The 12654-nt window shown below is 68.1% G+C and carries 17 protein-coding genes and 1 pseudogene; 6 read left to right on the top strand and 12 right to left on the bottom strand.

Annotation, left to right across the window (positions count from 1 at the left end; all coding sequences use genetic code 11):
* The first annotated feature begins 283 nt into the window (after positions 1–283).
* A complete protein-coding gene (locus VXC91_RS04895) occupies positions 284–1258 on the top strand; it encodes an arsenic resistance protein (protein WP_329505369.1) in 975 nt (324 codons plus the stop codon).
* A 283-nt stretch (positions 1259–1541) separates the two neighbouring features.
* Here the strand turns inward: VXC91_RS04895 and VXC91_RS04890 are convergent, their stop codons facing one another.
* Together VXC91_RS04890 and VXC91_RS04885 are read right to left on the bottom strand one after the other, a co-directional pair.
* Positions 1542–1895 carry a globin domain-containing protein gene (locus VXC91_RS04890; RefSeq protein ID WP_329505367.1) on the bottom strand — a complete coding sequence of 118 codons (354 nt, stop codon included), beginning with the start codon at positions 1893–1895 and terminating at the stop codon, positions 1542–1544.
* Between the two features lie 93 nt (positions 1896–1988).
* The gene (locus VXC91_RS04885; protein ID WP_329505358.1) at positions 1989–2309 is read right to left on the bottom strand and encodes an antibiotic biosynthesis monooxygenase family protein; all 321 of its coding nucleotides are present in this window, start codon (positions 2307–2309) and stop codon (positions 1989–1991) included.
* Positions 2310–2444: 135 nt separating this feature from the next.
* Here VXC91_RS04885 and VXC91_RS04880 point away from each other — a divergent pair, with 135 nt between their 5' ends.
* Together VXC91_RS04880 and VXC91_RS04875 are read left to right on the top strand one after the other, a co-directional pair.
* The gene (locus tag VXC91_RS04880) at positions 2445–2993 is read left to right on the top strand and encodes a hypothetical protein (protein WP_329505357.1); all 549 of its coding nucleotides are present in this window, start codon (positions 2445–2447) and stop codon (positions 2991–2993) included.
* A 459-nt stretch (positions 2994–3452) separates the two neighbouring features.
* Positions 3453–3803 (top strand): hypothetical protein, encoded by a 351-nt coding sequence (locus VXC91_RS04875; protein ID WP_329505356.1) that lies wholly within the window; start codon positions 3453–3455, stop codon positions 3801–3803.
* Positions 3804–4373: 570 nt separating this feature from the next.
* Here VXC91_RS04875 and VXC91_RS04870 read toward each other — a convergent pair.
* From VXC91_RS04870 to VXC91_RS04860, 3 genes are all read right to left on the bottom strand, one after another.
* On the bottom strand, positions 4374–5150 hold the full coding sequence (locus VXC91_RS04870) for an SDR family NAD(P)-dependent oxidoreductase (protein WP_329505355.1): 777 nt from the start codon (positions 5148–5150) through the stop codon (positions 4374–4376).
* 73 nt (positions 5151–5223) lie between these two features.
* Positions 5224–5382 (bottom strand): hypothetical protein, encoded by a 159-nt coding sequence (locus VXC91_RS04865; RefSeq protein ID WP_329505354.1) that lies wholly within the window; start codon positions 5380–5382, stop codon positions 5224–5226.
* Positions 5383–5455: 73 nt separating this feature from the next.
* Positions 5456–6193 (bottom strand): SDR family oxidoreductase, encoded by a 738-nt coding sequence (locus VXC91_RS04860; protein WP_329505353.1) that lies wholly within the window; start codon positions 6191–6193, stop codon positions 5456–5458.
* 145 nt (positions 6194–6338) lie between these two features.
* Between VXC91_RS04860 and VXC91_RS04855 the strand changes: the two genes are divergently transcribed.
* Positions 6339–6965: a TetR/AcrR family transcriptional regulator gene (locus tag VXC91_RS04855; RefSeq protein ID WP_329505352.1), complete on the top strand. Its 627-nt coding sequence runs from the start codon at positions 6339–6341 to the stop codon at positions 6963–6965.
* A gap of 416 nt (positions 6966–7381) precedes the next feature.
* Positions 7382–8227, top strand: coding sequence for an alpha/beta fold hydrolase (locus tag VXC91_RS04850; RefSeq protein WP_329505351.1), 846 nt, complete (start codon positions 7382–7384; stop codon positions 8225–8227).
* 100 nt (positions 8228–8327) lie between these two features.
* On the opposite strand, the gene VXC91_RS04845 is transcribed toward VXC91_RS04850, so the two are convergent.
* Positions 8328–8561: a YbfB/YjiJ family MFS transporter gene (locus VXC91_RS04845; protein WP_329505350.1), complete on the bottom strand. Its 234-nt coding sequence runs from the start codon at positions 8559–8561 to the stop codon at positions 8328–8330.
* Positions 8558–8845, bottom strand: a complete 288-nt coding sequence (locus tag VXC91_RS04840) for a YbfB/YjiJ family MFS transporter (protein ID WP_329505349.1) — start codon at positions 8843–8845, stop codon at positions 8558–8560. The genes VXC91_RS04845 and VXC91_RS04840 overlap by 4 nt, the downstream gene beginning before the upstream one ends.
* 84 nt (positions 8846–8929) lie before the next feature.
* On the opposite strand from VXC91_RS04840, the gene VXC91_RS04835 reads away from it, so the two are divergent.
* Positions 8930–9529: a TetR/AcrR family transcriptional regulator gene (locus tag VXC91_RS04835; protein ID WP_329505348.1), complete on the top strand. Its 600-nt coding sequence runs from the start codon at positions 8930–8932 to the stop codon at positions 9527–9529.
* On the opposite strand, the pseudogene VXC91_RS04830 reads toward VXC91_RS04835, so the two are convergent.
* The 5 genes and pseudogenes from VXC91_RS04830 to VXC91_RS04810 all read right to left on the bottom strand — a co-directional run.
* A pseudogene (locus tag VXC91_RS04830) lies at positions 9486–9785 on the bottom strand (tyrosine-type recombinase/integrase); the annotation flags it as partial. The gene VXC91_RS04835 and the pseudogene VXC91_RS04830 overlap by 44 nt on opposite strands.
* 107 nt (positions 9786–9892) lie before the next feature.
* Positions 9893–10495 (bottom strand): RraA family protein, encoded by a 603-nt coding sequence (locus tag VXC91_RS04825; RefSeq protein ID WP_408057333.1) that lies wholly within the window; start codon positions 10493–10495, stop codon positions 9893–9895.
* A 479-nt stretch (positions 10496–10974) separates the two neighbouring features.
* Positions 10975–11307, bottom strand: coding sequence for a hypothetical protein (locus VXC91_RS04820; protein ID WP_408057332.1), 333 nt, complete (start codon positions 11305–11307; stop codon positions 10975–10977).
* 200 nt (positions 11308–11507) lie between these two features.
* A complete protein-coding gene (locus tag VXC91_RS04815; protein ID WP_329505345.1) occupies positions 11508–11672 on the bottom strand; it encodes a hypothetical protein in 165 nt (54 codons plus the stop codon).
* Positions 11673–12151: 479 nt separating this feature from the next.
* Positions 12152–12562, bottom strand: coding sequence for a cupin domain-containing protein (locus VXC91_RS04810; RefSeq protein ID WP_329505343.1), 411 nt, complete (start codon positions 12560–12562; stop codon positions 12152–12154).
* Positions 12563–12654 lie beyond the last annotated feature (92 nt).

The following is a 12654-nucleotide window of genomic DNA, read 5'->3' as shown; positions in this document are numbered from 1 at the left end:
CCGTACTGGCCGTGGCCGCAGGGGCCGGGATTTTGGTCGTACGCAGGCGCCGCCGTTCAGCAGCCTGCCGTACCTCTTCGGGGCGCGTCGATCTCGGCATGCCCCGCCTTGGCCAGGCGGACAAGGACAGCACACCGACGGGATGACCCAGTGCACGCCCCATGCCGGGGCCGAAAGATGACCTGTGAAGATGGACAAGCGGCTGTCACGAGGGCGGGCCGCTACGTAGTGGTAGGGAGCAGACGGGGTGCCTGAGCAGGGACCGCAGGGCCTGGTCGAGCGGATGGAACACCACCAGGTCGCGATCTACCTCGCGGCGATGGCCGCCGGGGGTCTGCTGGGCCGGCTGGCCCCGAGTGCCGGCCCCGGGCTGGAGCACGCTATCAACCCCGTGCTGGGTGCTCTGCTGTTCGTCACCTTCCTCCAGGTGCCCGCCGCCGAGTTGTTCCGGTCCCTACGCGACGGCCGGTTCCTCACCGCTGCCCTGGTGGTGAACTTTGTGGTGGTGCCGTTGGTGGTCGCGGCGATGTTCACGTTTCTGCCTGCGGACCCGGCCGTCCGGGTCGGAGTCCTGCTGGTCCTGCTGTGCCCGTGCGTGGACTACGTGATCGTCTTCTCGGGGCTGGCCGGCGGCGCAAACCATCGCCTGTTGGCCGCCACCCCGCTCCTTCTCGTGGCGCAGATGTTGCTGCTGCCGGGATTCCTGTACCTGTTCATGGGCTCCGACCTGGCCGAAATTGTCGAGGTCGGCCCGTTCACGGAAGCCTTCACCTTCCTGATCCTCATCCCCCTCGTGCTGGCTTGGGCCGTACAGGCGTGGGCCGTGCGCCGCCCAGCTGGTCAGAAGGCCGCCGACGGGGCGAATACCACGATGGTGCCGCTGATGGCCGCGACCCTGCTGACGGTCGTCGCCTCCCAGGTGCCCAAGCTCGGTGACAACCTCGCCGATGTAGCCGCCGTCATCCCGTTCTACGCGCTGTTCCTCATGGTCATGGCCTTCGCCGGGAGAGCTGTGGCCCGACTCTTCCGCCTCGAAGCCCCGGCCGGGCGGGCGATCATCTTCACCGGCGCGACGCGTAACTCCCTGGTCGTGCTGCCCTTGGCCTTGGCCCTGCCAGACACCTTCGCCGTCGCTGCGGCCGTCGTGGTTACCCAGACCCTTGTCGAAGTCCTCGGCATGGTCACCTACGTCCGCCTCATCCCCCGCCTCTTGCCCGTCGGAGAATCGACCGCAGCCGCCGAGTCCGCCGCCCACTGATCGCCGATACAGCAGCGGACTAGGAACGTACACGCGGGCCTCGTACCGGCCGTCCTTGCGCCGCCAGATGCTGCCGGCACCGTCGGGGTCGCGCTTGCGCTCTCGTGGGCGATGAAGTCCCGTACGGTGTCGGCGGGGATGCGACGGGCGCGGCCGATGTAAGGGCCATCACTGGGCGGCGATGGTCGACGAGGCCGGCGCGACCCTGTGGTCGAAGAGACTCCGCCGACCTCGCGTACCTGTCAGCATCGGAAGAGTAGGGCGCTCCAACGCCCGGCGTTGCTCACATCAGCCCGTCCCAACCCCAGCGCGGCGTCGGCCCCGGGTCGCCAAGGTCCTCGCCGACCGGCCCGGCCGAGACGTCGCGGGCGATCCGGGTTCCCCAGTCGAAGTACTCCAGGACTTGGCGGCGTAGCAGCTCGTCCTCCGGGAGCTCCTTGTCGGCAGCGGCGGCCATCAGCTCCATCCAGCGGGTTCGCTGTTCCTCGGTGATCGACAGGCCGAGGTGGGCGCGCAACAGGGCTTGGTGACCGCCGAGTTCGCCGGTGAAGCGCGCGGGACCGCCGAAGACCTCGGCGAGCCAGACGGCGACATGCTCGATGTGCGTCCGGGTGAAGTTCGCGAAGACCGGGGACAGTAGCGGGTCCGCCAGAACGCCGTCGTAGAAGGCTCAGCCGGCGGAGTGCGTCGATGCCGCCGATGGCGTCGTACAGGGTCTCGGCACGCTCGGTCATGCTGCCCCTCCGGCGGCGGATACCACGGACGTCCTCTTGTAGTGCTTCATCTCCTCGATGTCGCCGATGTAGGGGCGGATCGCGGCGAGGAACGGGGGGAAGTACGGACCACCGCGGAAGCCCTGCTCGTGGTCCTCGACGGAGGTCCACTTGATCCGCAGGATGTAGCGGTCGGGTTCCTCGATGCCATGGGAGAGCTCGTATCCGAGGCACTGGGGGGCGAGGTCCAGTCGCTCGGCGGCAGCCGCGTAGGCCTTCTCGAAGTCGACTCGACGTTCGGAGTCGGCGATACGGTAGCGGACGTATTCCACGATCATGTTGATCCTCCGTAGGTCGCTGTCGCCAGGATTCCAGCGGCCGTCACAGGGCCCACGATGTTCGCGGAGAGCGCATCCAAGAGATGCCGCCTGCGACGGCCGCAGCGGCGCCATCGCCCCACTAGCCTCAGCGCTGTGACCGATGCTGCTGCCACGACCAAGTACCGCTTCCTCGTCCTGCACGACTACGGCATGGGCGGCGTCTGGTGGTGGGTGCACGCGAGATCAGAGCGAGAGGTTCTTGAAACGTTCGCGGAGGTCGAGGTCGTCACCCGTCCGGACGCGGCCGAGCAAGCTGAGGCCTGGAGCCTCAACGAAGTGGACATCGACGCACCGACTATGCCCGGCGGGCTGGAGGAATTGCGGTCCCAGCGTGACGGTCAACGTGGCCGCCCAGGCTTCGGTGCCCTGGTGGACAGGGGCGTCGTGTATGTCCGGCGCCGATGGGACGACGCCGATGACGGCGATCCGACGACCTACCTGATGGAGCTTGGCCCGGACGGCCGCAGGCTCCGTCAGGTGGAGCTCGTCGAGGACGGAGCCGCTCTCAGAAGCGGGCCGGATGACTGGCCCTTCAACCCGCCCCTTGATCTCTTCGACCCCCAACTGGCAGATGCGGAAATCAACCGCGACGAGTTCGAGGCACAGTGGCGTCGTGCCCGTCACGATGAAAGCTACTGGTAGACGAGCTCAACGGCTGAGCGTCTGACTGCGCTGCAACGGGCCAGAACGCAGGCAGACAGCCACGGCCTCCCGTGGACGGTCACCGCAGCTCACAGGCGTTTCGGGTGCAGGTCACACGACCGCCCCAGTTGCTTCGGGACGGAAAGGTCGGTTCCCCAGGCCGGCGACAGCAGAGCACGGAGCCCGTGCCGTCTCTGGGCAGTGCGGGGATGCTCAACAACGACCGACGCTGACCACCACCGCCAGCCAAGTTGCAGGTCGCAGGTCGCAGGTCGCAGGGCGCAGGGCGCAGGGCGCAGTGATGATCGGTCATACGGCCGCAGGTCAGAGACCCGGCCCTTCACTTCTTCGGCTACTACTGGCACTTGGGGCGCTTGACTGGACCGTGAGCACTCCACCGGTCCCGCGATAGGCTCGCCGCCGTCTGGCCGGGCTCAAGAATCGCAAGGGGGAGGAACCGTGCAGCTCACCGTTCACTGGGGGGATCTCTGGGCACCCGTTTCGATGATGGTCTTGAGCGTCATCCTCAGCCTGGGAACTCGTCGGTGGCGGCGCAAGCGGCAGGCCGCCGTGAAGTCGCGCTCACGGACTCACTGGGAATGGGTGCCGTTCATGTTCGGACTCGTCGTAGTGATCGCAGAGCTGGCGCGGCTCCTTGATGTACCCGATCCTGGAATCACGATCGCCGATGTGGTTGCTCGTGTGTTCGCGCTCACCACTGTTTTCTTGGTTGTCCGGACATTGTTCATCCTGTTCGTGCGCGGGACCCGGCTCATGTTCCGACGCCAAGGACCTGACAGCAGTAGCTGACCTCTGACATCAGCGCCTGTCATCAACGCACAAGGGCAAAGTCCAGATGGTGAGCGGGAGCCGTTCTCGGCGACGGTCGAACTCTGACCCTCTGACGGCACATCAAAAGTGGCCGGTAAACCGCCGACTTGTATGGCGGCAGCGGGACGCGGTCGGGTTGGCCGCTTGGTTGTGACCTGGGGTTTCGTGGATTCCATGTAGTGGTTGGCCTCGTACCCGACGGGCGGGACGTGGCCTGTCTCACCGTGGAGCCTGCGGTGGTCGTACCAGTCGACCGAACCCACGTCGACGAACCCGTCAGCGCGTGGCATCCCCCTCGACACCAAACCCGGTGCGGTTCGGAGGACCTGTATGGCGACTCTCGGACGGACGTCTACATCGGCGAGCAGGGTGGTGCAGGTGCGCCTTGCGTTGTGGACGGTGATCGGCCTGACTTTCGTCTTGTTGCAGCGGCGGCAGGATCGGTTCGCACGTCTGCGGGCGGTACAGCTGTGACGCCGGCAGGGTGCGCCCCGGCAAGTGAATGCCGGCGCGCGTTCGGATCGAGCACGTGCCGGCATCCCGTGGGGATCAGGTGAAGTTGGCGCCGCCATCAACGAGCAGGGACTGGCCGTTGATGTAGGCGCCGTCGTCGGAGAAGAGGAACGCCACCATCGCGGCGAGGTCCTCCGGCTTTCCCAGCCTCGGCGAACGTACCGTTGCAAGTATCTGCTCCCGGTATTCCTCGGTGGTGGCCTTGAGCGCGGTGCCGGTGAGGATCACTCCGGGTGATACGAGGTTGGTGCGGACGCCGTGCTTGCCGCCGAGGGTCGCGGTGTGCCGGGTGAGGCCCACCAGGCCGCTCTTGGCTGCCTGGTAGGCGACCTTGTCGGCCTCGCCCATCCAGACCGAGCTCGACATGGTGTTGATGATCGAGCCGGAACCCTGCTTGATCATGATCGGCAGGGCGTGCCGGATGCCGTACATGTAGCCGGTGAGGGTGACGTCGATCGTGTGCTGCCAGACGTCGAGCGGCACCGAGGTGACGTCACTTTCAAAGTCCCGTCCGATGGTTTGCGGCGAGAGATCCGCCGCCACGTTGAACAGGCCGTGCAGGCCGTCGAACCGCTCGACGGTGAAGCTGATCAGGTCCCGGTAGGACTGCTCGTCAGTGATGTCGAAGCCTCGCGCCACGGCTGTTCCGCCGGCGGCGATGATTTCGTCGACCACGGTCTGGGCGGCGGCCTGGTTCAGATCCGCCGCGACGACCAGCATGCCTTCCTCGGCGAGGCGGATCGCTGTCGCGCCGCCGATGTTGCCCGGGGCCGCACCAGCGACGATGGCAACGTTGTCCTTGAGTCCGCGCATTGTCCAACGGGAGTCGGTGGAACCGACGTAAGAGTGGTCGGGTCCGGCTGGTTGTCGGCGCCCTTGCGGGCGATCACTTGGCACGCAGCGGTGCGAGGGCGTGGCTCCATGCCACGACCTGGTCGAGGGCGGCGTTGAGCGCGTCGCGCTGGAACTGGTTGGGCTTGCAGACGCTGAAGTTCTCGTAGCCGGTGAACGGCGACAGCGCCACCTGGGACCGCACGTCGGCCATCTGCAGTTCGCCAGCGATCAGCCGTTCCTGGTTCGCCGCGATAAGTCCAAGATCGACTGGAGTCCGCAGCGGGTCAGAACATGCCTCCGCCGGCGCCGATCGTCTGGCCGGTGACCCAGCGGCCCTGCTCGGAGACCAGGAAGCGAACGACGTCGGCGATATCCTCTGGCTGCCCGACCCGGCCGAGCGGCGTGTTCGCAACCTCGGCGTCGATCACTGCCTGCCCCGCGTTGAGCAGCGCTTGCGTCAGGACAGCGCCGGGCAGCACGCTGTTGACCGTGATGCCGCGGGCGCCCACCTCGTGGGCCAGCACCCGGACCAGGTGGTCGACAGCGGCCTTGCTCGCCGCGTAGACGCCGGTTCCGGCACGCGGCATCCGAGTCAGCCCAGCCGAGACAGCGACGATCCGCCCGCCGTCGGGGAGCCGGATCGCGGCCTCGCGCAGCGCTATGAACCCCGACCGCGCGTTCACGGCGAACATCGCGTCGAACTGCTCGTCGGACGTGTCGACGATCGTGCCGTGGCTCACGTTGGCGGCGTTGAGCACCACGATGTCGAGGTGGCCGAACTCCTTCTCAGCGACGTCGAACAGCCCGCGCAACTGCGCGGCATCGGCAATGTCGGCGGGCGCGGCGACCGCGGTGCCGCCGGCCCGCTGGATGCCGCGTACCACGTCCTCGGCGTCCTGACGCTCCGGCGGAAAGTAGTTGACGACCACGCCGGCCCCGTCGTCGGCCAGGCGTTCCGCGATCGTTCTGCCGATGCCCCGCGAGGCTCCCGTCACGAGTGCGACCTTGTTGTGCAGTGTCATGGAGCGACCTCTTCGTGTGACCCGGATTTCCCGGGTAAGCTTCTGACAGTTGTCAGACTACGTCGCTTCTGACAGGTGTCAAGCAGGCGGGACCCATCGAACCGCACGGTGCCTGGGCCCGGACGAACCAACTGAAAGGTGTCAAATGGAGCCGCGACGGAAGAACGCTGCCGTGCAGCTCGACGAGAGCGAGATCCTCCGCCGGGGACTCGACACGTTCGCCGAGCTCGGCTACGACGCGACCACCGTGCGGGAGCTGGCCCGCCGGCTCGGCGTCAGCCACAACTTCATCAATGACCGTTACGGGTCGAAGGCGAGCTTCTGGCGCGCGGTGGTGGACTTCGCGCTCTTGGGCGTCCAGGCCGAGCGCGACACGCTGCTGGCGCGGTACCGCGACGACGACGAACGGCTGAGAAACGCGGTCGGCCAGCTCTACCGCATGTCGGCAAACGCGTCACAGCTCAGCCGGCTGATCGCCGATGAGTCCACTCGCGACTCCGACCGCCTGGACTATCTGCACCAGCGGTTCGTGCAGCCGTTCTGGGACAGCATCACACCGACGATCACGGCTCTCGTCGAGGCAGGGCGCATCCCGCGCGTGGCCCCGCACATTCTCTATTTCGCGATCGTCGGCCCGGCACTGGCGCTGACACAGGACCCGATCGCCGACCGGCTCGACCCCGCCGCCCCACCGACCGCGTCGCGCGACCGGAACGGCATGGCCGACGCGTTGTCGGCCTTGGTCCTGCACGGACTGCTGCCGCCGGCATAGCGACCATGGTCCGAGCCATTCCTCGTCCAAAGGACAACCCGAGCCTGCATCGCCACTACAAGGCGGCCGGCTTCGCCCTCGTGCGCATAGTCGACCTACCTCACCGGCGGTCCGGCGCCCTCTTCCAACGGCCGCTGACGCCACCCCGGGACAAGGTTTTGAATCGGACTGCGGCTGTACGGGAACTGGTGTGGCGCCGGGTGCTCGCGGCACGCAGTGGACCGGGAGAAACAGCGGAGCGCTGGGCACCCGCCACGGGGCGCCCAGGCATGCGAACCGTCCGGGGCCCTCATTTCACCCGTTGCCAGTGGCAGACGGCAGCGCCGAGCCCCTGGCTCCCAGCCGGGCTACCGGCAAACCCTCTGGAAAGCCGCTCGGGCAGCTCTCGGATCAGGGTCACGGGAGACGATATGAGAGTGGAGCTGTGTCGAGCCGACGGCGGGGTGATCGCGGTCGAGGTGGTGGGCGAGCCGGACGCGCCTGCGGTGCTGTTCTGCCACGGGTTGGCCGACTCCCGGCTGGCCGCGTACGGCTTCGCGGGCGCGGCCCACGCGCTAGGACTGCGCCTCATCGCCCCGGATCGCCCCGGCATCGGCGGCACCGACGCCCGTCGCCTGCCGCGGGTCGTGGACTGGGCTGCGGAAGCCACCCTGGTCCTGGACGCGTTGGACGTCGGCTCGGTGGCGCTGCTCGGCATCTCGGGCGGCGGAGCGTTCGCGGCCGCATGTGCGTCGGAGCTGCCTGACCGCGTCCGCAGCCTGCTGCTCATCGCGCCCCTTGGCCCGCCTGCCTGGCCCACCCGCGGGATGGCAGCCGGGCAGCGCGCGTCCTTGCAGATCGCCCGGCACGCTCCGGCCTTCGGTGGCTGGTGTCTGGGCCGCCTGGCCACGCTGGCGCGCCGGGCACCCGGGTTGTTCCTTCGCCTGGCGACCAGCGAGATGCCCGCCAGCGACCGGCGTACCCTCGCCCAGCCGGACGCGCGCGCGGCCTTCCTGACCAACTACCTGCGAGCGTTCCACCGCGGCAGCTGGGGAGTCGGGCAGGATCTGCGCGTGCTGACCCGACCCTGGGGTTTCGACCTCGAGTCGATCAGGGTGCCCACGTCGATCCACCACGGGGACGCCGACACCACCGTCCCACTCCAGCACGCCCACCGCTTCGCCGCGGCGATACCGGGCGCACGCCTTCACATCCATCCCGGCCAAGGCCACTTCTCGATCCTCACCGCACCCCAGCAGACGCTGGCGACACTCGCCGCATAGCCCGTCCGAGGTTGCCGCCGGAGATCACGGTGACGGCGCGTCCGGTGGGCAACTGGGCCTCCCTCAACCGGGGGCACGAACTCCTCGCCCAGGGCGTGGACTACGCCTCCGTGCCACCAGTCCTCGAGGCGGCGATGCCCAGGCCCAGGCCCGCGAAGATCGCGCCGCCGGCCGGTCCCCGGCGCTCACCGCGCAGGTGGGGCAGCACGGCCCCGGCGACGCGCACCATGATCACGCCGCCGGCCACTCCCGAGACCAGGCGCCAGCCGAAGAACCAGACCATCGAGACGGGGACGCCGCACGCCAGGAGGCCCACCGGGGCGAGCACCATCATCCAGCGCAGTGCCCGTCGGTCTTCGAGTCGCCGCGCGACGCGGCGGGGGCAACCAGGGCGCCGACGAGGCAGCCGGCGAGGTTCGCCGCGCCCAGGTAGGCGACGGCCGAGGGCGAGAACCAGTGGGCGTTGATGAGCTCCGGCAGCAGCGGCGTGTAGGCGAAGCGGGCCAGGCCGCTGCCGACGAAGCTCGCGCTCGCGCCCGCCGCGATGGCGTGCCAGGGAGCGGGTCCGGGAGGGTGTGGTGCGCATGTGTGTGTCGGCTTTCCGCCCGGGCACGGCAAGTCAGGGCATGGCCCACAACCTCGTCATGCTTGACGGCGTTGCAAACTTTGACGATGGCGTCAAAAATAAATTAGTGTGGACGCATGGCTGGACGGCGGCAGTTCGATGAGCAGCACACCCTGGGCCGGATCCTGGACGTCTTCTGGCACCAGGGCTACGGAGCGACCTCCATGCAGGACCTGGCGACCGCCACGGGCGTGCAGCGCGGCTCGCTCTACAACGCGTACCAGGACAAGGAATCGCTGTTCCTGCGCGTCTTCGGGGACTACGCGGACGCCTTCATCGCCGACGCCGGCGCCGCCCTGGACCAGCCGGACGTCCGGCGGGCGCTGGAGGACTTCTTCGACTTCACCATCGAGTCCATGACCCGCGGCACCCCGCCGCGCGGCTGCCTGTCCACCAAGACCGCCACCGACACCCAGGCCGACGCGGAGCCGATCCGTGCCGCGATCCGCGGCATGCTCGACCGCCTCGAGGCCGCCATGACCGAGCGGCTGTCCCGGCCGGACGCGGCCGGTCTGCTCACCGTCCCGCCCGCCGAGGCGGCCCGGGTCCTGGTCACCATGACCCGTGGCACCGTCGTCATGGAGCGCGTCTACCAGGACCCCGAGCGGCTCCGGGCCACCGCCCGCTCCATGATCACCATGCTCCTCGCCGGGCGCCGGGAACCCGCCGCCACATGACCATGTGCTGATGGATCAGTGCCGCCCGAGGCGTGCTGTGCCCCATCCTGGTCATCGGCTCACGCAGGCTCGCGCCGGGCGCGGCGAGGGTGTTGCCGCTGTGCCGAAGATTGTGGAAGTGCACGTCTGCGGCGATCCCCGCCTTCTTCCTGGCCTTGATCCAGTCGTCGCGGACGTTGCTGCGTCGGAGCCGACCGCCCTGGGGACCGAGGAAGACGTGATCATCACGGTCAGGCCCGGCGTGGGCGTCGAGGTGGCGCTTCTTTGAACCCGCGGTGGCTCGCGCCACGACGGTTTTCAAGACTTGGCGACCAATCGGCCGAGGCGAGATGCCCATCGTTCACTCTCGGGCCGGGGCGTCGGTCACCCCTGGAATCCGTTCTCATCAAGGATCTTGTTGATACGGGTTCGATGGGCCTCTTCCCAAGCCTCGAGGGATTCGTCTGCCTCTTTGGCGAGCTTTGCCCGGGCCGCGAGGAGCACCTCCTCCTGGCGGGCGTTGGGAACGACCACGAGGCCCTCTTCGTCGGCCACCACGATGTCGCCGGGGTCCACCTTCACACCGCCACACCGGACTGGGAGATTCAGCGGCTCGACGGCCGTCTTGGTCCCGGGGACAGGGATCACCCCTCGGGCAAAGACGGGAAAGCCGATCTCGCGCGCCTCTGCGACATCGCGGATCACCCCGTCAAGCACGAATCCCGAGATGCCTCGACGCTGGGCGACGGCGCAGACGTTACCCCCGACAAGTGCGTAGTCGACGTCGCCTGACTCGACGACGATGACCGAACCCGGCTCCGCGCGGTGGATGGCGGCGTGCACCATGAGGTTGTCGCCAGGGCGGCACCGCACGGTGAAGGCCGGGCCAGCCTGACGCGGCATCGACGACCACAGGGGGCGGATGCCGATGTCCATGACCTGCTCGCGTCCCAGGAGGTCGGCGAGGGTGGTGGGGGGAATGCTCATGAATTCGCTGACGTCGGCGATGTGCTTTCTCCTTGATCCCACGTACGCGAGGCACAGCGGCGGTCATGTTGCTTCAGCACCCATAGCCGCTCTCGAGGCGGACGATCGAAGTGATCAAGGGGTACCCTGCCCCGGCAAGAATCTTGATGTCAAGATAAAAGCTGGGTGGCTGGCGGGTGAATCCGAGCCCCCTGGCTCGCCGGCGAAACGGCAGGTCATGGGCCCGACGTCCAAGTCTCTCGCCCAAAGCGGGGGTCGCAGGTTCGAATCGTGCCGGGGGCACCGGCCAAAAGACCTCGGACCGATCATGGTCCGGGGTCTTTGACATCCACTTCTGACATCCACGTGCATGGCCGCTGACGACTGGAACGCCCCCTGAGTGTCGTGGCCAACGGTCCGCAAGACGGTGGAGTCACCTACTTGCCGGCGTGTGCCACGAGCAGCGGCTGGAAGAAACACGTCTCCTGCGGCATCCGCCACTACTCGGGATCGACAAAGCCCGCATCGGTCACGAGGCCGGCCAGCCGGTCTCGGCCGAGCGCCCAGTAGACGGTCCGGCGGACCTTGACGCGCCATTCTCCGCCGGTCGGATGTAGTTGGAAGTGCTCCACGTCGTAGTGTTCGCCGTCCTCGTGCCGGTGCCAGAGCTGGAAGGTGACGGTCCGTTCACCCCCGTCCGCGGGCCGGTGGACCTGTGGAGGCGTTGAAGCGGGGCGGTTGCGCAGCAGGTCGTCGTAGGGGCGAGTGCTCAGCAGCAGGCCGGCGGGACGCAGCACGCGGCGCATCTCCGCCAGGGACCAGGCGGGCTGCATAGAGCCCCCAGGTCGGCGTCAAGCATCAACCGGGACAAGACAACCAGAGGGGACGCGACCGGGAAAGCACTGTCCCTGCTTCCCCGACTTCATCAAGGCCCGCGCGCGGTGCGGGCACGCGGCGGGCGCGCGCTGCGTGCATGCGGGCGACAGCAGAAAACCCCTCTGTGGCTGAAGCCGGCCGGCCCCGCGTAGCCCGATCACTGGCCCTTACGCCGCGCGATCTGCCACCAGGTGGCAAGCGCCACGACCACGATGAGACACAGCAGCCCCACCACCCAACCCGATCCGCCAAAGTAGTGGAAGTGGAAACCTCTGCCACGTCGACGGACGGCGAGTTCGAACATGGTGTCTATAGGAGTCATGGACAGGGACTGTAGACGAGCAGCGATCTCGGCAGCGTCATCGCACGCCCCGACCTCGCTCGCTGCCCCGAGAGCACCGGGCCATGCACGTGAGCGGCGCGTGAAAATCAGCATCAGGCGCGCCTCCACCGACGTTCCCGCAGGTCAGGCACTGAGTCGCCCTACTCGGCGGCCACGTCCAGTCCGGGGAGGTCGGGCCTGAGCCGTACGGTGTCGCCGTCTTCCTCCAGCGCCGGCGCAGTCTTCGCGTTGCTCGCCTCCTCGTTTTCCTTGCTGGATCAAGCTCGCCGGGCCGGCCCGCACTCGCCTCATGCGCATGCAGTACCGGCCCGGCTTGCTCGACGGGTTCATCGCCGCGACCGACCCGTCCCAGCCCGGACACGACGTCAACCCGAGCCGAAAACCTCAGTAGCGTCCCCGGCGGCGGCCGGCTGCTGCTCGGTCAGGGCGGAAAGGCAGATCCGGAGTACTGGTGGTCATCAAGGCTGGGTAAACCGCAGGTGTCGTCGTTCGGCCAGCTCCTCCGCGCTGACCACGGTCAGAACCGGGGTACCCGGCGCCGCGAACATGGTCACCACCAGCTGCGACTCGGCGTCAGGAAGGTTGTTGCCGCCCTGGTAGTGGATCACTTCGCCGCCGGGCTCGAACACGGCGTCACCGGCCTTGAGCACCCGGGGCGGCTGCCCCTCCAGCTCGAAGAGGATCTCGCCCTGGGTCACGTAGCCGAAGAGCGGACCGGGATGCCGGTGCGGCGGCGCGCCGGGGTCACCAGGGGCCAGAGTGACCCGGACGGTCCTGGCCTCGGCGCCGGCCGGGATCCCGGCCGTCGCTTCCGGCAGGGTCGCGACGATCTCAATGCCTGGGGGCAGGTGTGCAGCCTCAGTGCTCATGTAATCCTCCAAACAGGGGCTTTCCACAGCTAGGACAAGACAGCCTCCCCGTTTGTGACGGCCCTGCGCGGCGAGCTGCGTCGACGCGCGCC

It is taken from the genome of Streptomyces chiangmaiensis (assembly GCF_036281785.1).
Taxonomy (GTDB): Bacteria; Actinomycetota; Actinomycetes; order Streptomycetales; family Streptomycetaceae; genus Streptomyces; species Streptomyces chiangmaiensis.
This window is presented reverse-complemented; position numbering and strand designations above follow the sequence as displayed.